Origin of the sequence: Comamonas sp. lk (assembly GCF_900564145.1) — a bacterium.
In the GTDB taxonomy this organism is placed as follows: Bacteria; Pseudomonadota; Gammaproteobacteria; order Burkholderiales; family Burkholderiaceae_C; genus Comamonas.
In genome coordinates this window covers 1,233,408-1,254,604 of record NZ_UOOB01000001.1, presented here as the reverse complement: position 1 = coordinate 1,254,604, position 21,197 = coordinate 1,233,408, and the positions used below count along the sequence as shown (strand labels likewise).

At 61.8% G+C, this 21,197-nt stretch carries 16 protein-coding genes and 3 tRNA genes; 12 read left to right on the top strand and 7 right to left on the bottom strand.

From position 1 onward, the window contains the following. Positions 1-39 precede the first annotated feature (39 nt). Positions 40-1,506, bottom strand: coding sequence for an argininosuccinate lyase (gene argH, locus EAO39_RS05590; protein WP_120966534.1), 1,467 nt, complete (start codon positions 1,504-1,506; stop codon positions 40-42). Between the two features lie 346 nt (positions 1,507-1,852). On the opposite strand from argH, the gene EAO39_RS05585 reads away from it, so the two are divergent. The 3 genes from EAO39_RS05585 (at position 1,853) to EAO39_RS05575 (ending at position 4,786) form a co-directional block, all read left to right on the top strand. Then, entirely contained in the window at positions 1,853-2,815 is a 963-nt protein-coding gene (locus EAO39_RS05585; RefSeq protein ID WP_120966533.1) for a DMT family transporter, read from the top strand. 140 nt (positions 2,816-2,955) lie between these two features. After that, positions 2,956-4,041 carry a histidine kinase gene (locus EAO39_RS05580; protein ID WP_120966532.1) on the top strand — a complete coding sequence of 362 codons (1,086 nt, stop codon included), beginning with the start codon at positions 2,956-2,958 and terminating at the stop codon, positions 4,039-4,041. Then, a complete protein-coding gene (locus EAO39_RS05575) occupies positions 4,019-4,786 on the top strand; it encodes a LytTR family DNA-binding domain-containing protein (RefSeq protein ID WP_120966531.1) in 768 nt (255 codons plus the stop codon). The genes EAO39_RS05580 and EAO39_RS05575 overlap by 23 nt, the downstream gene beginning before the upstream one ends. 52 nt (positions 4,787-4,838) lie before the next feature. Here the strand turns inward: EAO39_RS05575 and EAO39_RS05570 are convergent, their stop codons facing one another. The 4 genes from EAO39_RS05570 to polA form a co-directional block, all read right to left on the bottom strand. After that, a complete protein-coding gene (locus EAO39_RS05570; protein WP_120966530.1) occupies positions 4,839-5,672 on the bottom strand; it encodes a ZIP family metal transporter in 834 nt (277 codons plus the stop codon). A 180-nt stretch (positions 5,673-5,852) separates the two neighbouring features. Then, positions 5,853-6,767, bottom strand: a complete 915-nt coding sequence (locus EAO39_RS05565) for a dienelactone hydrolase family protein (protein ID WP_120966529.1) — start codon at positions 6,765-6,767, stop codon at positions 5,853-5,855. A gap of 161 nt (positions 6,768-6,928) precedes the next feature. Continuing rightward, a complete protein-coding gene (locus EAO39_RS05560) occupies positions 6,929-7,948 on the bottom strand; it encodes a hypothetical protein (RefSeq protein ID WP_162989484.1) in 1,020 nt (339 codons plus the stop codon). 127 nt (positions 7,949-8,075) lie between these two features. Beyond that, positions 8,076-10,907, bottom strand: coding sequence for a DNA polymerase I (gene polA / locus EAO39_RS05555; RefSeq protein WP_120966527.1), 2,832 nt, complete (start codon positions 10,905-10,907; stop codon positions 8,076-8,078). A 116-nt stretch (positions 10,908-11,023) separates the two neighbouring features. Between polA and EAO39_RS05550 the strand changes: the two genes are divergently transcribed. The 4 genes from EAO39_RS05550 to EAO39_RS05535 all read left to right on the top strand — a co-directional run bounded on the left by EAO39_RS05550 (position 11,024) and on the right by EAO39_RS05535 (position 15,617). After that, a complete protein-coding gene (locus EAO39_RS05550) occupies positions 11,024-11,383 on the top strand; it encodes a hypothetical protein (protein ID WP_120966526.1) in 360 nt (119 codons plus the stop codon). 111 nt (positions 11,384-11,494) lie between these two features. Next, positions 11,495-12,451: a homoserine kinase gene (locus tag EAO39_RS05545; RefSeq protein WP_120970726.1), complete on the top strand. Its 957-nt coding sequence runs from the start codon at positions 11,495-11,497 to the stop codon at positions 12,449-12,451. A 144-nt stretch (positions 12,452-12,595) separates the two neighbouring features. Further along, entirely contained in the window at positions 12,596-13,426 is an 831-nt protein-coding gene (locus tag EAO39_RS05540; RefSeq protein ID WP_120966525.1) for a BPSS1780 family membrane protein, read from the top strand. 193 nt (positions 13,427-13,619) lie between these two features. Further along, a complete protein-coding gene (locus EAO39_RS05535; RefSeq protein ID WP_120966524.1) occupies positions 13,620-15,617 on the top strand; it encodes an alkaline phosphatase PhoX in 1,998 nt (665 codons plus the stop codon). Positions 15,618-15,693: 76 nt separating this feature from the next. Here the strand turns inward: EAO39_RS05535 and EAO39_RS05530 are convergent, their stop codons facing one another. Both EAO39_RS05530 and EAO39_RS22455 read right to left on the bottom strand, forming a co-directional pair. Then, positions 15,694-18,174: a UvrD-helicase domain-containing protein gene (locus tag EAO39_RS05530; protein WP_120970724.1), complete on the bottom strand. Its 2,481-nt coding sequence runs from the start codon at positions 18,172-18,174 to the stop codon at positions 15,694-15,696. 92 nt (positions 18,175-18,266) lie between these two features. Then, the gene (locus EAO39_RS22455) at positions 18,267-18,428 is read right to left on the bottom strand and encodes a hypothetical protein (protein WP_162989483.1); all 162 of its coding nucleotides are present in this window, start codon (positions 18,426-18,428) and stop codon (positions 18,267-18,269) included. 194 nt (positions 18,429-18,622) lie between these two features. Between EAO39_RS22455 and EAO39_RS05525 the strand changes: the two genes are divergently transcribed. From EAO39_RS05525 to EAO39_RS05505, 5 genes are all read left to right on the top strand, one after another. Then, positions 18,623-19,600, top strand: coding sequence for a GMP reductase (locus EAO39_RS05525; protein WP_120966523.1), 978 nt, complete (start codon positions 18,623-18,625; stop codon positions 19,598-19,600). A gap of 193 nt (positions 19,601-19,793) precedes the next feature. Further along, positions 19,794-20,675, top strand: coding sequence for an NAD(P)-dependent oxidoreductase (locus EAO39_RS05520; RefSeq protein ID WP_120966522.1), 882 nt, complete (start codon positions 19,794-19,796; stop codon positions 20,673-20,675). A 78-nt stretch (positions 20,676-20,753) separates the two neighbouring features. After that, a tRNA-Lys gene (locus EAO39_RS05515) sits at positions 20,754-20,829 on the top strand. A gap of 51 nt (positions 20,830-20,880) precedes the next feature. Continuing rightward, a tRNA-Lys gene (locus EAO39_RS05510) sits at positions 20,881-20,956 on the top strand. A gap of 53 nt (positions 20,957-21,009) precedes the next feature. Then, positions 21,010-21,085, top strand: a tRNA-Lys gene (locus EAO39_RS05505). Positions 21,086-21,197: the final 112 nt, after the last annotated feature.

The following is a 21,197-nucleotide window of genomic DNA, read 5'->3' as shown; positions in this document are numbered from 1 at the left end:
TCCCGGCGTGAAAACTACGCCGTCATCTGCTCAAACCGATCAGGCCAGACGGGCCTGATGCTTGGCCAGCTGCAATCTCACCTGTGCTGGCGCCGTGCCGCCCAGGGTGTTACGGGCATTGAGTGAACCTTCCAGGCTCAGGGCTTCAAACACATCAGCTTCGATATTGGGATTGAAAGCCTGCAGTTCGGCCAGGGGCAGCTCGGTCAGATCCACGCCTTTTTGCTGCGCCAGCTTGACGGCATGGGCCACGGTTTCGTGGGCATCGCGGAAGGGCAAGCCCTTCTTGACCAGGTAGTCGGCCAGATCGGTGGCCGTGGCATAGCCCTTCAAGGCTGCAGCGCGCATGTTCTCGGCGTTGACGGTAATGCCGCCTTCCTTGACGCCGCTGGCGGGGTTGAACTGGCCGCCAATCATCTCGGCAAAAATGCGCAGCGTGTCCTTCAAGGTGTCCACGGTGTCGAACAGCGGCTCCTTGTCTTCCTGGTTGTCCTTGTTATAGGCCAGGGGCTGGCCCTTCATCAAGGTGATTAGACCCATCAGATGACCGACCACACGGCCGGTCTTGCCGCGTGCCAGTTCGGGCACATCGGGGTTCTTCTTCTGGGGCATGATGGACGAGCCGGTGGTGAAGCGGTCGGCAATCTTGATGAAGCCGAAGTTCTGGCTCATCCAGATGATCAGCTCTTCGGACAGACGGCTCACGTGCACCATGCACAGCGAAGCAGCAGCGGTGAATTCAATCGCAAAGTCGCGGTCGCTCACGCCGTCCAGCGAGTTCTGGCTCACGCAGGCCTCGCCTTGGTCATTCACCATGCCCAGGCTCTTGGCCACGCGCTCGCGGTCCAGGGGATAGGTGGTGCCGGCCAGAGCGGCCGAGCCCAGCGGCAGCACGTTCACGCGCTTGCGCACGTCCAGCATGCGTTCGGCATCGCGCTTGAACATTTCCACATAGGCCAGCATGTGGTGGCCAAAGCTCACGGGCTGGGCTACTTGCAGGTGGGTGAAGCCCGGCAGGATCACGTCCACGTTCTGGGCAGCCACTTCCACCAGCGACAGCTGCAACTCCTTGAGCAGGCCTTCGATCAGATCGATCTCGCCGCGCAGCCACAGGCGCACATCGGTAGCGACCTGGTCGTTGCGGCTGCGGCCGGTGTGCAGGCGCTTGCCGGCATCGCCCACCAAGGCGGTCAGGCGCGCCTCGATGTTCAGGTGCACGTCTTCCAGATCCAGCTTCCACTCGAAAGTGCCGGCTTCGATTTCGGAAGTGATCTGCGCCATGCCCTTCTGAATGGAGGCAAAGTCGTCGGCGCCAATGATCTTCTGGGCCGACAGCATTTCGGCGTGGGCCAGGCTGCCCTGGATGTCGGCCTGCCACATGCGCTTGTCAAAGAACACGCTGGAGGTATAGCGCTTGACCAGGTCGCTCATGGGTTCGGAAAACAGGGCAGACCAGGCTTCGGCCTTGGTGTCGAGCTGGTTGTGCGAAGGAGCAGATGTAGACATGTGAGGGCAACAATCCCGTAAAACCACAGGCCCGGCCATCAGGGCGATGGCGATGCGGCTGTGCAAAGCAGAAACCGCGATTTTATCGGCCCGCCTCCGCAAACCGGAGCAACTGCCGCAAGAGCCATTGCCGGCCACTGCGACAAAGCCTTTGGCGCGCGCAAGAAACTTCTCATTTGATAGCTAAATGCGATTGACTGATAAGGGCTACAGCACTTATTAATCTGAAAATCAGGTTCTCAAGCCGGCCTGCAGGTCTTTGCGATCACGCCACAATTTCGGCGACTCTCCCCCCTGATCTTCTCGCGCGCACGGCCGCACCGCTGCCGCCGCGCCCTGCTTTTGCATGAATTCCCGCTCTTCCCTGGTTTCCGGCTCCGTGTTCGCCCTGGCCGCCTGTGCGCTTTGGGGCGCCATTTTTCTGGTGCCCACCTTGTTGCCGGAGTTCTCCCCTCTGCAAATCACTTTTGGCCGTTTTGTGCTGTACGGCGTGGTGGCGCTGTGCATTTTTCTGCCCCAGGCGGCGCGGCTGCTGCCCAAGCTGCGCAAAGCCGATGTCCGGCATCTGATCTGGCTGGCCCTGACGGGCAACATCATCTACTTTGCGCTGGTGGCCACCTCGGTGCAGTGGATAGGCATGGCGATCACTTCCTTGATCGTGGGCCTGGTACCGGTCATGGTGCCGCTGCTGGGCCGCAAGACTTCGGGCGCGGTTCCTCTCAAAAGCCTGCTGGCTCCCATGGCCCTGATCCTGGCCGGCATTGTGCTGATCAACGCCCATGCGCTGAGCGGCGAAGCGGCGAGCAACCAGCAGCCGGGCCGCTATCTGCTGGGCGTGGTCATGGCCGTGCTGGCCGTCATCTGCTGGAGCCGCTATGCGCTGGACAACACCCGCTATCTGGCGCAAAGCCGCTTCAACGGCACGCAATGGTCCACGCTCTGGGGCCTGGCCGTCGGTCTGATCAGCGCCCTGCTCTGGGCGCTTCTGTGGCTGGTCTCGCCCGGCGACGCTGCGCCGGCCATCCCCGCCCAGCGCTGGCAGATGTTCTGGCTGCTGAATCTGGCCGTGGCGATTTTCTCGTCCTGGCTGGGCAACTGGATGTGGAATGCCGCCAGCCAGCGCCTGCCCATCACCCTGGTGGGCCAGTTGCTGGTGTTCGAGACCTTGTTCGCTCTGGCCTACCACTTCATCCATGTGCGGCGCCTGCCCCAGCTCACCGAACTGGCGCCCATGCTGCTGATTCTGGCCGGCATTGCCTGGTCGCTGCAGCGCTTTACCCGGGCCTCAAAGGCCGGTGCCAGGGCTTAGTTGCCGGTTTGAGCCGGCTCAAACCGGATGCCATCCACCGACAAAACGCTGGGCGCCTGTTTGAGCCAGCGGGCAGACTCTCCATAATCCGGCCATGCCGCACGCTTTGTCAGCTCCCGCGCGGCACCTGAACTGCCGCCATGACCCGCCCTGTTTTTTCATCCACTCTGCGCACCAGGCCCAGCGCTCTGGTGTTTGACGCCTGCAACGCCGGCGTGGTGCTGCGTGCCGTGCTGTTTGTGCAGCTGGTCATCGCCACGGCCGCCATGTTCGGCGCAGATTCGCTGTGGGAGTGGCTGTCCCGCATGGCCCTGCTCACCGCCGCCAGTCTGCCCGGCACGCTGGTGTGGCTGATTGCGGCCTGCAGCCTCAAATACCGGCTGCAGCGCATGAGCATGCGCGGCCAGTATCTGGCCGGCGTGCTGCTGGGCGCGCTGGCCGGTCTGTATGCCTGCGCCATGCTGAGCTTCATAGGCCTGAACCAGACGCCCTGGCTGGCCAGTGCCGTAACCGGCGGCCTGCTGGCCGCCTTGCTGGTGACCGCCCTGGTACTGCGTGCCCGCGGCAGCACACCGGCCCAGACCCAGGCCCGCCTGGCCGAGCTGCAATCGCGCATACGCCCGCATTTTCTGTTCAACACGCTCAACAGTGCGATCGCCCTGATACGGGCCGAGCCGGCCAAGGCCGAGACCATGCTGGAGGACTTGAGCGATCTGTTTCGCTACGCGCTGGCCGAGCCCCACAGCACCACCACGCTGGCCCAGGAAATCGAGCTGGCCCAGCGCTATCTGTCCATTGAGCAGGTGCGCTTTGGCGAGCGTCTGCAACTGCAGTGGCAGCTAGATGAAAGCGCGCACCATGCACTGCTGCCGCCGCTGCTGCTGCAGCCGCTGGTGGAAAACGCCATACGCCACGGCGTGGAGCTCAGCACGGCAGGCAGCAAGCTGCAGGTGCGCACCGAGCGACGTGGCGAGCAGGCCGTGATTCATATCGTCAACAGCCTGCCCGCCGACGGCGAAAAGCGCCCGCAAGAGTGCCCCGACAAGGGCAACGGCATTGCGCTGGAGAATGTGAAAGCCCGGCTGTCGCTGCTGCACGACTTGAACGGCAGCTTCAGCGCCGGCGAGCACAAAGGGCTGTTCGTGGTGCGCATCAGCGTGCCGCTGGAGCCGCAGCCATCCACCCCATCCACCACCCCAAGCCATGCAAATACTGATAGTCGATGACGAGGCACTGGCCCGGGCCCGGCTGCGCACGCTGCTGGGCGACTGCCAGTGCGACAGCGGCCACGGCCACCATGTGCTGGAAGCGGCAGATGCGGAACAGGCCCGCTCCCTGCTGCTGGCCAAGCGCCCCGCGCCCATACAGCTGGTGCTGCTGGACATACACATGCCGGGCCAGGACGGCCTGGCGCTGGCCGAGGCCTTGCGCAGCTTTCCCCATCCGCCCGCGATTGTGTTTGTCACCGCCCATGCCGGCCATGCGCTGCAAGCCTTTGAGCTCGATGCCGCCGACTACCTGACCAAGCCCGTACGGCTGGAGCGACTCAAGCAAGCCTTGCTCAAGGCCGAGCGCAGCAACCAGATTCAGGCCCAAGCCCTTGATGACAGCGGGCCTACACTCCTGATTCAGGAGCGCGGAACCACCATCAGGCTGCCGCTGACCGAGGTGCGCTATCTCAAGGCCGAGCAAAAATACATCACGGTGCGTACCGTGAGCCGCCACTACATCCTCGATGGCGCGCTGGCCGAACTGGAAACCCGCCACGCGCAGCAGCTGCTGCGCGTGCACCGCAACACCCTGGTGGCGCGCGGCGCCATGCGTAGCCTGGAAAAATACGAGGACCACGAGGAAGGCGAAGGCGAAGGCTGGGGCCTGCGCCTGCAAGGCGTGCCGGAGCTGCTGCCCGTCTCGCGGCGGCAACTGCCGGCCGTCAGAGCCGTGCTGCGCGGAGAAGCCGAACCGATCTAGACACAAAAAATGGCAGCCTCGGCTGCCATTTGTGCATTCAAATTTCGCTCACTCAGTGCGCATGCGGGTGGGTGTGTGCGGCACCGCTGGCCAGCGTGACCAGCGCAATGCCCAGCAAGAGCCAGAACACCTGCGCCGCCGTCTCCTTGGAGCTCAGGCGCTTTTGCAGCTGCGGAATCAGATCCGCCAGTGCCACATAGATAAAGCTGCTGGAAGCCACCGTCAGGAAGTAAGGCAGCAAGTCGTGCAGCTGGCCGATCAGAAAGTAACCGGCAATGCCGCCCAACGTGGTCACCGCGCCGGCCATGGACACCTTGATCAGCGCCACACGGCGGTTGGTGCTGGACTGGCGCAGCACCACGATGTCGCCCATATGGTGCGGCACCTCGTGGGCCAGCACCGAGATGGCGGCAATCAGGCCCAGGCGCATATCGGCCATGAAGGCCGAAGCAATCAGCACGCCATCGCCAAAGCAGTGCACGCTGTCGCCGGTCAGAATGGCCCAGCCGCCCTTGCGATGGCCGTGATCATGCCCATGGCCGTGTGAATGGCCATGTCCATGATCGTGTTCATGATCTTCCTGCGGCAAGGCGTGAGAGTGCTCATGGCCGTGGTGCCATAGCTCGGCCTTGGACAGCAGAAAGAAAAACACCAGGCCGACCAACAACACCACGAACAAGTCATGCGCCTCGCCATGACTCTCAAACGCCTCGGGCAGCAGATGCATGAAGGCCGTAGCCAACAAAGCGCCTGCGGCCAGACTCAGCAAACGCTGCGGCATGACCCCGGGCGAACGCGCCCCACCCCAACCCATCAACAAGGCGGCCACCCAAACACTGCCAATACCAGCAGCCAGGGTGGCCAAAATGATTGCTACCAACGTCATAGCGATTTATGCATTAACCGTATGCCTTTGCAGGCGAAACCAGGGGATTTTGGCAGAATGCGCCCGCTTGCGCGGTGCCGCTGCGGCTATCCCCATGACAACGACCCGGAACCATTCTGTTCCCGATCTATCGTTTCACCTTAGCAAAGCTGTCAAGCCCCCCGCCTTGCACACGCGGCTTCATGCCACGCCATGCTTGGCAAACCAGCCCAGCATCCGCTCCCAACCGTCCTTGGCCGCATATTCGCGGTAGCTGGGCCGGTAGTCGGCGTGAAAGGCGTGCGGAGCCTCGGTGTAGACCACAAACTCCGAGCCCCTGGCCGCGTCGGAGCCCTGCTTGAGCGCCGCATCCATGGCCTGCACGGATTCCAGCGGAATGCCTGCATCCCTGCCGCCGTACAAGCCCAGCACCGGGGCCTTCAGGCTGGCCACCTGCTCAATCGGCTGCTCCGGCTGCAGCAGCGTCTCCATGCCTTGCATGCGCCCATACCAGGCCACGGCGGCTTTCACCGGGCCGTGCGCGGCATACAGCCAGGTGATGCGGCCGCCCCAGCAAAAGCCGGTCACGGCCAATTTTTTCACGTCGCCGCCATTGTCAGCCGCCCATTGCACGGCGGCATCCAGATCGGTCATCACCTGCTCATCGGGCACCCGGGCAATCACCTCGTTCAGCAACTGGGCTATTTCGGTATAGGCCATGGGGTCGCCCTGGCGCACAAACAGACGCGGGGCAATCGCCATATAGCCGGCACGCGCCAAGCGGCGGCAGGTGTCGGCAATGTACTCGTGCACGCCAAAAATCTCGGAGATCACCAGCACCACCGGGGCTGCAGACTTGCCGGCAGGCACGGCACGGTAAGCCGGCAGCTTGTAGCCGTTGACATCGATATGAATTTCGCCCTCGGTCAACCCGTCTGCAGGCGTGCTGATGGCCGTCTGGGCCATGACAGGCCCGGCCGCCGCCGCATACCCCAGGCCCAGTCCAACACCCAGAGCCAGCTGCAGCGCACTGCGGCGCGGCAGCCCTGCACCGGCTACCCCACCCTTGGTCGCCAACAGGGAGTCCATATCGGATCGCAAATCATCAAACTGCATTCAAGATCTCCTTGCAACACATCCACAAACTGCTGTGCTCCGCCAGAGCCGCCGGCATCCGAGCATCGTGCCCACCAGCTCTATCACTATGAAAAATAGAGCTGCATGCGCTTTCTCACCAAGGGGTTTATCGCATTTTTATCGAAAACTGGCGAGCTGGCTTACTCCAGTGCCTTGACGGAAATCGGCGACCTATTGGGTTTGCTGGGCACGTTGTCCAGCCAGTGGGAGATGCTTTTCCAGGTGTCGGACCAACGCGCTACATAGATTTGAGAGGCTTCGGTCGTCAAGCTGCTGGGCTCCTGGCGCAATTCGCGAATCAGTCGCTGGGTATCTTCGCGCACGGTGATGGCATGCAGGCCACGGGCCACCCGCGCCCGCTCTGTCGCTCCCATGCCGCTGGGCACAAACCAGGCCATCCAGCCCGGTTGAACCGTGGGTAGCCGCCATTGCGTAAACGTGGGAAACGGCGAGGGATCCGGCGAGCCTGACGTAGCCAGAATCTGCAAACGCGGCCGGATTCTGGCGGCATTCTTGCCTTGAAAAATGCGTTGAAATTCAGCGCAGTGATCGAACAGCAGATCCAGCCTGCCATCCAGCAAGGCCTCCACGCTCATTTCCGCACTTTTGGCAAATACTTCCGGTTGCCAGCGTACACCGGTTTTTTTCTCCATCGCCCTGACCCAGACATCGGGAGCCCCTTCGATAAACGGCAGGCCGATACGCAGCGGACGCCCCAAGCCAGCAACCCAGTTGCCAAGCTCTTCGGCCGTGCGCGGCGGCACATCCTGCGCCGAGACCAGGCACCAGGAACGCTGCAAGACCAGTTGCACCACCAGCACGGGAGGGCTGCTGTGCCGGTTCACCGCGTCATCGTGCAGCCTGCTGTTCATTCCCGTGGTCAGCATCATCAAAGTCCGGTCGGGATCGGATGTCTTGAGTGCCTCGTAAACGCCGTCCACATCCCGTCCCCGCGTGGAAGCCGGAATCACGGCCTTGCCGCCCAGATACAGAGGGAGCAGACGTGCATAGTGCTGCGTCAGCGGCTCGGCCACCTCGCCGCGCGGCACGGCCTGAACCAGCTGCCAGCCGCCTTTTTGCGAAGCGATGCCGGCGCCAGCCGCACTGGCATCAGCGGCCAGCCAGCCAAGCCAGACCAGGGCCAAAACGGGTGCGCGCAAAAAAAACGGGCAGCAGTCTTCAACATATGCAATGCATCAACTCACAGACATGGACACCGAGATGCTGTGGACTATGCCATGACTTGACTCCGGGGCCCGGAGCCCGTCACGGCATGGGCGTTTACGCTCAGTGCGCTTTTTCCCAATTGGCACCAAAGCCCACTTCGGCCAGCAAGGGCACCTGCAGCTCGGCCACCTGGGCCATCAGACGTGGAATCTCGGTGCGCACCCATTCCTGATCGGCTTCAGGCAGTTCGAACACCAGTTCATCGTGCACCTGCATGATGACCAACACCTCGGGCTTTTCCGCATCCAGCCGGGCCTGAACGGCCACCATGGCCTTCTTGATCAGGTCGGCCGCCGTGCCTTGCATGGGCGCGTTGATGGCGGCGCGCTCGGCGGCTTTCTTGCGCGGGCCGTTGCCGCCGTTGATCTCGGGCAGCACCAGGCGGCGGCCGAACACGGTCTCCACATAGCCCTGGGCATGGGCCAGCTCCACGGTCTGCTCCATATAACGTTTCACGCCGGGGTAACGCTGGAAGTATTTGTCGATATAGGCTGCAGCGGCCTTGGTCTCGATGCCCAGGTTCTTGGCCAGACCAAAGCTGCTCATGCCGTAGATCAGGCCGAAGTTGATGACCTTGGCATAGCGGCGCTGCTCGCTGCTGACCTCATCCACACTCACGCCAAAGACTTCAGCTGCCGTGGCGCGGTGCACATCCAGGCCGTCGCGGAAGGCGTTGAGCAGGGCTTCGTCACCGCTGAGGTGGGCCATGATGCGCAGCTCGATTTGCGAGTAGTCGGCGCTGGCAATCAGCTTGCCCTCGGGGGCGACAAAGGCTTCGCGCACGCGACGGCCTTCGGGCGTGCGCACGGGAATGTTCTGCAGATTCGGGTCGTTGCTGGACAAGCGCCCAGTTACCGCCACGGCCTGGGCGTAATGGGTGTGGACGCGGCCGTCCGTGGGCAAAGCCATCTGGGCCAGCTTGTCGGTATACGTGCCCTTGAGCTTGGACAGAGAACGATGCTCCAGCAGCTTGGCGGGCAGCGGATAGTCCTCGGCCAGTTTTTCCAGCACCTCTTCGTCGGTGCTGCGCGCGCCAGTGGCGGTCTTCTTGACCACGGGCATGCCCAGCTTGTCAAAGAAGATTTCCCCCAGCTGCTTGGGCGAGGACAGATTGAAGGGCTGGCCGGCAATCTCGTAAGCCTCTTCCTCGAGCTTCAAGATGCGCGCGCCCAGATCATTGCTCTGGCGCGCCAGTTCGCCCGCGTCAATGCTCACGCCATTGCGCTCGATGCGAAACAGCGCTTCGCTGGTCTGCATCTCCAGCTCATAAATATGCAGCAAACCGGCGCTGGCCTGAATCCTGGGCCACAGCACGCCATGCACATCCAGCGTCTGGTCTGAATCCTCGCAGCTGTACGCCGCGGCCTTGTCCACCGGCACCTGGGCAAACGGAATCTGGCCCTTGCCCTTGCCGCACAGGTCTTCGTAGCTGATGCCGGTGCGGTTCACATGGCGCAGCGCCAGACTTGTCAGGTTGTGCGGACGGTCGGCCTCCAGCACATAGGATTGCAGCATGGTGTCGTGCGCATAGCCGCGCACGGTGATGTCATGGTTGGCAAACACATGCTGGTCGTACTTGACGTTCTGGCCCAGCTTTTTCTTGCTGGCATCTTCCAGCCAGGGCTTGAGCCTGGACAGCACCCTATCCATACCCAGCTGTTCGGGCACCTCCATGCCTTCGTGGCGCAGCGGAATATAGGCTGCCTCACCTACAGCCACGCTGAAGCTGATGCCGACAATCCGGGCTCGCATTTCGTCAAGAGAGTCGGTTTCGGTGTCGATGGCAGTCAGCTCGGCCGTATCGATCTTGGCCAGCCATTCATCGAGTTGGGCCTCGGTCAGGATGGTGGTATAGAGCACATCGCGCTGCTGGGCCGCCACGGCCACTTCGGTGACCACCGCGTCATCGGCATCAAACAAGCCGCCCTGGGCGCTGTCGACCTTGCCGGCTTTTCCGGCCTTCGCTGACTTGCCCGCCTTTGCCGGTGCAGCTTCAACAGCAGGAGCACCCAGCGAACGCACCAGGCCCTTGAAGCCGTATTTTTCATAAAAAGGTGCCAGACCCGCATGGTCAGGCTCGGCCAGCACCACATCGTCCAGCTGCGGCAGGCCGCTGATGTAGTCAGCCAGGTCGCAATCGGTCTTCATGGTCACCAGCTGGCGGCTCAGCGCCAGCTGACCGCTGGCAATCGCATCACGCAGGTTCTGGCCCGCCACGCCTTTGATGCCTGCGGCGTTAGCTATCAAATTGTCCAGCGTTCCATGCTCTTCCAGCCACTTGGCGGCGGTCTTGGGGCCGACCTTGGTGACGCCGGGCACGTTGTCCACGGTATCGCCCACCAGGGCCTGGTAGTCGACCATCAACGCTGGTGGCACGCCGAACTCGGTCGTCACGCCGGCCACGTCGCGCTTTTTGCCGTTCATGGTGTCGATGATGGTCACATGCTCGTTGACCAACTGGCTCAAGTCCTTGTCGCCGCTGGAGACGATGACATTGATGCCTTGCGCGGCCGCCATCTGCGCCAGCGTGGCAATCACATCGTCGGCTTCCACGCCGGGCACGGCCACCACTTTCCAGCCCAGCAGCTGGACCACCTCGTGGATGGGAGCAATCTGCTCGCGCAAATCGTCGGGCATGGGCGAGCGCGTGGCCTTGTACTCGGTGTACATCTCATCGCGAAAGGTCGGGCCCGAGGCATCAAATACACAGACGGCGTAGTCGGCCTGCACGTCCTTGCGCAGCGCCTGCATCATATTGATCATGCCGCGTATCGCGCCCGTGGCCGGGCTGGCCGGATTGCCGGGCTCGGCGCGCAAATCGGGCATGGCGTGGTAGGCGCGGTACAGGTAGCTGGAGCCGTCGATCAGCACCAGGGTCTTGGAATTGCTCATGGGCGAGATTGTGCACGTGCACCGGCATTAACCATGCAAAGCACTGCGGCCTCTGCCCCCATCGACGTCGGGGGCGAAGCCAGCTGACAATCGGCAACTCGCCCTACAATTGCGCCATGCGCGCCACCCATTTGTTCATCCTTCTCAGCCTGGCTGCCGGTTCCGTACTGGCCCAGACCTCCACTCCAGCCCCTGACCAGGCTGCAGCTCCTGTTGCCCAGGACAAGACGGAGAACTCTGCTGCGCCCGGCAAGCACAACCAGCGGATCGAACACATCCGTGTGGAAGATGCTGGCAGCCGTGTGGATGAAACCCGGGTGGGCGGCCAGACCCAGAGCATTACCGTGCAGCCCAAGGTGGGCACCATGCCCGAGTATGAAGTGCAGTCCAACGACGGCGCGAGAGCAGCCCGCAACCGCGACGCCAACAGCGGCGACACCACGGGCAGCCGGGTCTGGAACGTGCTGAAGTTCTAAGCCTCAGCTCCAGCGCCCCCATTGAATGACAGGGCAGTGCCACCCAGCACTGCCCTGTTGCATATTGAACCTGACTACCTGACCGGTATAGAGCCGGCATTTTTCCCCATCATGGCTGTTTTCACTGAAGTCTCTGAAAAAGATGCACGCGATCTGCTGCGCCGTCTCTCCCTTGGCACGCTTACGGGCTTGCGCGGCATTCAAGGCGGCATTGAAAACACCAACTATTTTCTGAGTACCGACCAGGGCGAATGGGTGCTGACCCTGTTCGAGCGCCTCTCGGCCGAGCAGTTGCCGTTTTATCTGTACCTGATGAAGCATCTGGCCCAGGCCGGCATTCCCGTGCCTGACCCTCAGGCCGAAACCCGCAGCGGCGACATCCTGCTCAAGGTCTGCGGCAAACCGGCTGCCATCGTCAACCGCCTGGCGGGCAAGAGCCAGCTGGCACCTCAGCCCGTGCATTGCGCTGCCGTCGGCGACATGCTGGCCCGCATGCATCTGGCAGGGCAAAGCTATGAGCGCCAGCAGCCCAACCTGCGCGGCCTGCCCTGGTGGAACGAAACCACGCCCGTGGTCTTGCCCCATCTGGAGCAGCCTGAAGCCGCCATGCTGCGCAGCGAACTGGCCTACCAGAACCATGTGGCCGCATCGGCCGCCTACGCGGCACTGCCGCGCGGCCCGGTGCACGCCGATCTGTTCCGCGACAACGTGATGTTTGACGGCGACAAGCTCACCGGCTTCTTCGACTTCTACTTTGCCGGCGTCGATACCTGGCTCTTCGATCTGGCGGTCTGCCTGAACGATTGGTGTATCGATCACGCAACAGGTGCGCACCTAGAGGCAAGCGCCAAGGCCATGCTGGACGCCTACCAGGCCGTGCGCCCGCTGACGGCGGCCGAGCGCGAGCTGTTCAACTCTCAGCTGCGCGCAGCGGCTCTGCGTTTCTGGGTGTCGCGCCTGTGGGATTTCCATCTGCCCCGCGAAGCTGCCCTGCTGACCCCCCACGACCCCACCCACTTCGAGCGCGTGCTCAAGCAGCGCATCGCCCATCCCCAGAGCCTGGCCTGAGGCTTGCGGCTGCGCTCTACGCGGCCACCCACACCTTCCAAGCTGCCGGACAGCACGGGGCTATTGATGGCCCCGTGCGCATGAACCGGGTAAAGTGCGCGCATCAGCTTTTGCCAAGCGGCGCGAAAGCATTTTTTTCTTCCCATGAAACTCCAAATCGTTCCTGCCCGCACCGGCTGGCTGTGGGTGCAGCTGGGTCTGCGCACTTTCAAAAGCCAGCCTCTGGCTCTGGCGGCCCTGTTTTTCCTGTCCATGGCCAGCATGTCGCTGGTTTCCGTGCTGCCCCTAATCGGCCCGGTGATCGCGCTGGCCCTGCTACCCTCCGTGTCCCTGGCCATGATGGTGGCGGCTTCGGAAGCCGCTCATGGCCGCAAGCCCACGCCGGCGCTGCTGCTGGTGGCATTTCGCAACGGCTCGCAGCGCATGCATTCCATGCTGGTGCTGGGCGGGCTGTATGCCGCCGGATTTCTGCTCGTCATCGGCGCCTCCACGCTGATTGACGACGGCACCTTTGCCAGCGTTTACATGGGCCAGACGCCCATGTCCCGCGAGATCGCCGAAATGCCCGAATTTCAGTCCGCCATGTGGCTGAGCATGGGTCTGTACCTGCCCTTGTCGCTGCTGTTCTGGCATGCGCCGGCGCTGGTGCACTGGCACAACATCTCGCCCATCAAATCCCTGTTCTTCAGCTTTGTCGCCTGCGTGCGCAATATTGCGGCCTATGCGGTATTCGGCATCTGCTGGGTGGGCGTCTTCATTGCCAGCGGCACGTTGCTGGCCCTGGTCACCGGGGTTCTGGCCAGCGTGATCGGCGCTGCCGCCGGCGCCATCATGGTGACCATGGCGCTGATGCTGGCCGCCATGTTCTTCACCTCTCTGGTCTTCACCTTCCGCGATTGTTTCAGCCCGCCCGATGAGCCGGGCGATGCCCAGCCTCAGACCAACCCGCCCGGTTTGCCGCCTGCGGCACACTGAAAGCCAGCCACCACATCAAGCCCCGGCCCTTCAGCCGGGGCTTTTTTGTGCGCCATGCTGCGCGGCGGCTGTCACCGCTTCGTCACGCAACTGCAACAACTGTGACACGAGGAGTTTCTAGCATCGAGGGCGATCGGGCCTTGGCGAGGCGTTGCGGCCCGTCAAGCCAATCCAACCCCACTACAGATTCCTCATGTCTCAAACTCTGCTCAGCCGCCGCAAAGCCCTGCAATTCCTGTCGGGCGCTCCCATGCTTCCCATTGCGTCTGCCTTTTCGGCCTCCAGCCTGCTGGCAGCCTGTGGCGGTGGCGATGATGCGCCGGTCGCTCCCGTGCCCGTCGCCAAGAACTATGTCTCGGCCACGTTCACCAGCATGGCTGCCCCCACGCTGGCCAAGCCTGCCGACATGGCCACCATGTTCATGGCATCGCAGATGAAGGTCACTTTTGACGACAAGAGCGAGCAAAGCTATGACCTGAGCTACCAACCCTTCTTCGTGACCGGCGACGAAGTCTCGGACGGCAAGGGCGGCAAGATCCTGTCTGGCGGCTACTTCGACATCTTCAACAACAAGATCATCGACAGAACCGTCTCAGGCCAGGAGCGTCACTTCTTCTCCGATTCGCCTGACGGCACCTCGCTGCTCACCGTGCCCAATGCCAAGGTGGACGGCGTCAAGGGCCAGCCCGTGTTCGCCGTGGTGCAGTTTGAATACACCACCTGGGCCCAGGACGGCAAAACCGATATGTACGGCAAGCTGCCCTCGCCCATCGCCGTGCTGACGCTGGACCAAGACCAGAGCACTGGCAAGCTGAGCCTGGTCAAATATCACAATGTCGACACCTCCAAGGTGCACGGTCTGTGGATCACCTGTGGCGCCAGCCTCTCGCCCTGGGGCACGCATCTGTCCTCGGAAGAGTACGAGCCCGATGCCTTCAGCATCGCCAGCAACACCATGTTCCAGGCCTACAGCCAGAACCTCTATGGCGACGCCACCAAGGCCAACCCCTACCACTACGGCCATATGCCCGAAGTGATCGTGAACGTTGACGGCACCGCCACGATCAAGAAGCATTTCTGCATGGGTCGCATCTCCCATGAGCTGGTGCAGGTCATGCCCGACCAGCGCACCGCCCTCATGGGTGATGACGCTACCAACAGCGGCTACTTTGTCTTCGTGGCCGACAAGGAAAAAGACCTGTCCTCGGGCACGCTGTACGCAGCCAAGGTCGGCGCGGGTTTCTCCATCGACCCTGCCTCCAAGAGCGCCGCTGCGCTGACCTGGATCAAGCTGGGATCGGCCACCAGCGCCGAAATCGAGACGCTCGCCAACACGCTCAAGCCCACGGACATCATGACCGTGAGCAAGACCGACCCCAGCGACGCCAGCTACACCAAGATCGTGAGCAACGGCAAGACCGAGTGGATCAAGATCAACTCCGGCATGGACAAGGCTGCCGCCTTCCTCGAAACCCACCGCTATGCCGCCTTCAAGGGTGCCAGCCTGGGCTTCACCAAGATGGAAGGCACGACCGTCAACGCCAAGGACAAGATCGCCTACTCGGCACTGCAGAACGTGCAAAGCTCCATGGTCGCCGGCAACGCAGCCAACGTACCAGGCAACGGCGTCTCCGTCCCCAAGCAATTGGTGGCTGGTGTGGTGATGGCGCTGAATCTCAAGGGCGGTCAGAAGGACACGACGGGCGGCGCCATCAACAGCGAATGGATGCCCGTGGACACCGCTCCTTTGCTGGCCGGCGAGGATCTGCTGGACACCGATGGCAAGACACTCAAAGGTGACGCTCTGGGCAACACGGCCAACCCGAACAAGATTGCCAACCCCGACAACCTCAAGTTCTCGGAAAAAATGCGCACCCTGTTCATCGGCGAAGACAGCAGCCAGCACGTCAACAACTTCATGTGGGCCTACAACGTGGACACCAAGCAGCTGTCGCGCCTGCTGTCCGTGCCCGCAGGTGGAGAGTCCACAGGCCTGCATGCCGTGGACGAAATCAACGGCTGGACCTACATCATGAGCAACTTCCAGCACGCTGGCGACTGGGGCGGCATCCACGCCAGCGTCAAGACCCAGCTGGATCCTCTGATCAAGGCCAACTACAAAGACAAGTTTGGCTCGGCAGTCGGCTACATCACGGCCTCGCCCGCCCAAATGAAGCTCAGCGCCAAATAAGCGCTACCCAAAAATAAAAGCCGCAAGCTGGCAACAGCTTGCGGCTTTTTTCATGCCTGCCTAACTGGCTGGGGCTTCAACTCACAATGGTCAGTTTGGCAATCGACAGCGCCAGCCACTTGGTGCCGTGGCGGCCAAAGCTGACCTGGGCGCGCGCATCGTCGCCCACACCTTCCACCGCCAGTACCTTGCCTTCGCCAAACTTGTTGTGGAACACGTTCAGCCCGGCCTTGATGCCATGCGAAGGTTCGGCCTTTTGCTTGGGCACGGGCGGGCTGGCAAAAATCTCGCTGGTACTGGCAGCACGACCACCCCAGCCAGAGTTGGAGCCAAATCGACCTCCAGCGCCTGCTCCATATGCACCACCAGCTCCTGAATTAGGAGTAAACGTACCAAAGCCCGCCTGCCTGGGCGTGATCCACTTGAGCGCTTCTTCGGGCAGCTCGTCAAAAAAGCGGCTCTTGACGTTGTAGCGCGTCTGGCCGTGCAGCATGCGGGTCTGCGAATGGCTCAGATACAGGCGCTTGCGGGCCCGGGTGATGGCCACATAGGCCAGACGCCGCTCTTCCTCCAGGCCGCCTCTATCCATCATGGCGTTCTCGTGAGGGAACAGGCCTTCTTCCACCCCGCCGATGAAGACAGCGTCAAACTCCAGGCCCTTGCTGGCATGCACCGTCATCAGCTGCACAGCATCCTGCCCGGCCTGGGCCTGGTTGTCGCCGGCCTCCAGGGCCGCATGGACGAGGAAAGCCTGCAGCGGCGACAGCGTCTCGCCGGTGTCGACATTGACCAGACTGGCCAGTGTGCCCTCGGCCGGCTTGAGCGGCTCGTTGAGCAGCGGTGCACTGGGGTCCAGCCCCTGGCTGACCGGCGACTGCGTGATCGCGGGCCGGCCGCTGTGTTCATCGAGCGGCAGCGCCACGGCGTCACGGCCAAAGCCTTCCTGCGTGACAAAGCTCTCGGCCGCCGTCACCAGTTCCTGCAAGTTCTCTATGCGATCCGCACCTTCTTTTTCGCTGCGGTAGTGCTCGATCAGCCCGCTTTCCTCTTCTATGGTCTCGATGATTTCGCGCAGCGTCTTGCCTTGCGTGCGCTCGCGCAGCACATCCATCTTGGCCACAAAGCCCTGCAGCTTGGTGCCTGCAGTACCGCCCACGGCGGTGACGGCGTCGTTCAGCGAAGTGCCGCTGCTGCGCGCCGTGTCTTGCAGCACTTCCACCGTGCGCGCACCAATGCCGCGCGGCGGAAAGTTCACCACCCGCATGAAGCTGGTGTCGTCGTGCGGATTCTCCAGCAGGCGCAGATAGGCCAGGGCGTGCTTGATTTCGGCACGTTCAAAAAAGCGCAGGCCGCCGTATACGCGGTAGGGAATCGAAGCGTTGAACAGCGCCGATTCGATCACCCGGCTTTGCGCATTGCTGCGGTAGAGCACGGCAATTTCCTGTCGCTTGAAGCCGTCGCTTTTCACCAGCTGCTTGATCTCGTCCACCATCCACGAGGCCTCGGCCAGATCACTGGGCGCCTCATAGATGCGCACCGGCTCGCCCGGACCTTGATCGGTGCGCAGGCTCTTGCCCAGGCGGTTGCTGTTGTGGCTGATCAGCGCGTTGGCGCAATCGAGGATATTGCTGTGGCTGCGGTAGTTCTGCTCCAGCTTGATCTGGTTGCGCACATCGAACTCGCGAATGAAGTCCGCCATATTGCCCACGCGCGCGCCGCGAAAGGCGTAGATGCTCTGGTCGTCGTCGCCCACGGCAATCACGCTGGAGCTGGAGACAAAGCGCCCTTCCACCACATCGCCCGCCAGCTGCTTGAGCCACTGGTATTGCAGCTTGTTGGTGTCCTGAAACTCGTCCACCAGCATGTGCTGAAAGCGGCGCTGGTAGTGCTGGCGCAGATGAACATCGTCACGCAGCAGCTCGAAGCTGCGCAGCATCAGCTCGCCAAAATCCACCACGCCTTCGCGCTGGCATTGCTCTTCGTAGAGCTGGTAGATCTCGACCTTTTTGCGCGTGTCGGGGTCGCTGACCACCACGTCGCCGGGGCGCATGCCTTCTTCCTTGCAGCCGGCAATGAAGTACATCAGCTGCTTGGGCGGAAAGCGTTCGTCGTCCACATTGAACTGCTTGCACAGACGCTTGATGGCCGAAAGCTGATCCTGCGTATCCAGAATCTGAAACGCCTGGGGCAGCTTGGCCGCCTGATAGTGGGCGCGCAGCAGCCGGTTGCACAGGCCGTGGAAGGTGCCGATCCACATGCCGCGCACGTTGTAGGGCAGCATGGCCGACAGACGGGCCAGCATTTCCTTGGCCGCCTTGTTGGTGAAGGTCACAGCCAAAATCGAGCCCGGCGTGGCCTGCCCGGTCTGCAGCAGCCAGGCAATGCGCGTGGTCAGCACCCGCGTCTTGCCCGAGCCGGCGCCCGCCAGAATCAGCGCATGGCCTGCAGGCAGGGTGACGGCCGCCAGTTGCTCGTCATTGAGATTGGCGAGCAAGGGGGAATGATGGGCAGAGGAAGCGCCCTCGGGCGTGGCGTCAAGCAGGTCGATCGGGAACATAGCCTGCCATTGTAGAAACGCCGTGGACACCTTGCGTCTTGCTGCTGCATTCAGGGCTTTGCTTGCTATCAATAAAAGAGCATCTTGCGCTTTCAATGCAATGATTTCCAATTGATTTCCATATGAAATCCAATCAACACTGGCGCAAGCAGCTCCTGATTTAAAAGCTCTTGCACATTTGCCACTGCGACATGCGCGTTGGCTGCTGGCATCGCTGGCCGCAGCCATTCCATATAAAACATAAGAAATTGCATATACCCTCCATAAGCATATGGAAGGCCCCCTAAACATCGCTCGCCGTATAGAATCGGTCACCGGGCCCAAGTTTCTTGTGGTCCGGTTTTTTTTGCCCTGATTTTCCTCAGACGCCTGAAAGCCGGCCTCCAAGCCAAGCGCCCCATCACGGATGGATGTTCCTGCCGTGACCTCTTATGGAGCTTGGAATCAAATGGAAATCTTCGACTACGACAATGTTCTGCTACTGCCCCGCAAGTGCCGCGTGGAAAGCCGTGCGGAATGTGACACCAGCGTAGAGTTGGGCGGCCGCAGCTTCAAGCTGCCCGTGGTGCCCGCCAACATGAAGACAGTGGTGGACGAGAAGATCTGCACCTTCTTGGCACAAAACGGTTTCTTCTATGTGATGCACCGTTTCGACATCGACAACGTGGCTTTCACCCAAGAGATGCAGGGCCAGGGCCTGTTCGCATCCATCTCGCTGGGCGTCAAGCAGCCCGACTACGACACGGTGGACCGTTTCGTGGCCGAAGGCATCTGCCCCGAATACATCACCATCGACATCGCCCACGGCCATGCCGACAGCGTGAAGAACATGATCCAGTATCTGAAGGCCAAGATCCCCGCAGCCTTCGTGATCGCCGGCAACGTGGGCACGCCCGAAGCCATCATCGATCTGGAAAACTGGGGCGCCGATGCCACCAAGGTCGGCATAGGCCCGGGCAAGGTCTGCATCACCAAGCTCAAGACCGGCTTTGGCACGGGCGGCTGGCAGCTGTCGGCGCTCAAGTGGTGCGCCCGCGTGGCCACCAAGCCCATCATTGCCGACGGCGGCATCCGCAGCCATGGCGACATTGCCAAGAGCATCCGCTTTGGCGCAACCATGATCATGATCGGCTCGCTGTTTGCCGGACATGAGGAATCGCCCGGCAAGACCGTGGAAGTGGACGGCGCGCTGTTCAAGGAATACTACGGCTCGGCATCGGACTTCAACAAGGGCGAGTACAAGCACGTGGAAGGCAAGCGCATCCTGGAACCCGTTAAGGGTAAGCTGGCCGATACGCTGACCGAGATGCAGCAGGACACCCAGTCCTCCATCAGCTACTCGGGCGGCAAAAAGCTCATGGACATCCGCAAGGTCAACTACGTGATCCTCGGTGGTGACAACGCCGGTGAGCATCTGCTGATGTAAGCGCGCAAGCGCGACTCACCAGCGCGAAGGTGAACCTCCAAAAAAAACATCAAGGGCAGCTCAGGCTGCCCTTTTTGTTGCCCCGGCATTTCAGCTCGCTCAGGCACAACTGAACTTCGCTGGCACTCTGGATTGATCTGGCCTTGAGGCCTTAGCATGGCAGCATTCAAGACACAACAAGGGTTCCAAAGAGATGAGCACCGCTTTGAAAATTGCAGTTCTGGGCACGGGAATGATGGGCCTGCCCATGGCGCGCCGATTGGCCGATGCCGGACATGAAGTCCATGCCTGGAACCGTACCCAGGCCAAGGCCGAGCCGCTGGCCGCCCATGGCGTGAAGATTCACGAACATGCCGCCGATGCCGTGTGCGGCGTGGATTTTGCCGTGAGCCTGCTGGAGAACGGCGCCATCGTGGGCGATGTGCTGTTCACTCTGGGCGTAGCCGCTGCCATGCCCAAGGGTTCGCTATTCATCGACATGGCCTCCATCCAGCCCCGCGAGGCACGCGAGCACGCCGACAAGCTCAAAGCCCTGGGCGTGCAGCACCTCGACGCCCCCGTCTCCGGCGGCACGCTGGGTGCCGAAGCCGGCACGCTGGCCATCATGGCCGGCGGCGATGAGACCGACTTCAACCGTGCCCAGCCCGTGTTTGCCGCCCTGGGCCGCGCCACCCATGTAGGCCCGCATGGCGCAGGTCAGCTGGCCAAGCTGGCCAATCAGATGATTGTGGGCATCACCATCGGCGCTGTGGCCGAGGCCCTGCTGCTGGCCGAGCGCGGCGGCGCAGATCCGGCCAAGGTGCGCGAAGCCATCTCCGGCGGCTTTGCCGACAGCCGCATCCTGCAAGTGCATGGCGAACGCATGGTCAACCATGACTTCGCGCCCCGTGGCCGCATGACGGTGCAGCTCAAGGACATGCGCAACGCCATCGCCACCGCCGAGGAAATCGGCTTCGATGCCCCGATTACCGACTTGCTGGAGCAACTCTATGCCGAAGGCGTGAAGAACGGTCTGGGCGACCTGGATCAGGCCGGTTTGTTCGTGGAACTGCAGCGCCGCAACGCTTTGGATTGAAAAAATCGAGGGTTTTCCTGCGAGCCCTCAAAAAATACTGCATAATTGCGGTCTTGCTTGTTACGCAAGCAGTGTGTGGGGCTCTTAGCTCAGCTGGTAGAGCAGCGGACTCTTAATCCGTTGGTCGAGTGTTCGAATCACTCAGGGCCCACCAAAAATTTTTCGGTTTGAAATTTCAAACTGATTCTTCCGGTTCAATCTGGAAGGGCTCTTAGCTCAGTTGGTAGAGCAGCGGACTCTTAATCCGTTGGTCGAGTGTTCGAATCACTCAGGGCCCACCAAAAATTTGTTTCGATCTGCTTGCAGATCAAACCTTTAAGCAGCAATGCTTAACGGGCTCTTAGCTCAGCTGGTAGAGCAGCGGACTCTTAATCCGTTGGTCGAGTGTTCGAATCACTCAGGGCCCACCAATTCAAAACGCCAAAGTTCATCTCGGACTTTGGCGTTTTTTGTTTCCGGCGTGCAAAGACTCCCTGCGATCAACTTGATCCGGCAACAGACTACAAACGGCGCACCCGCCAC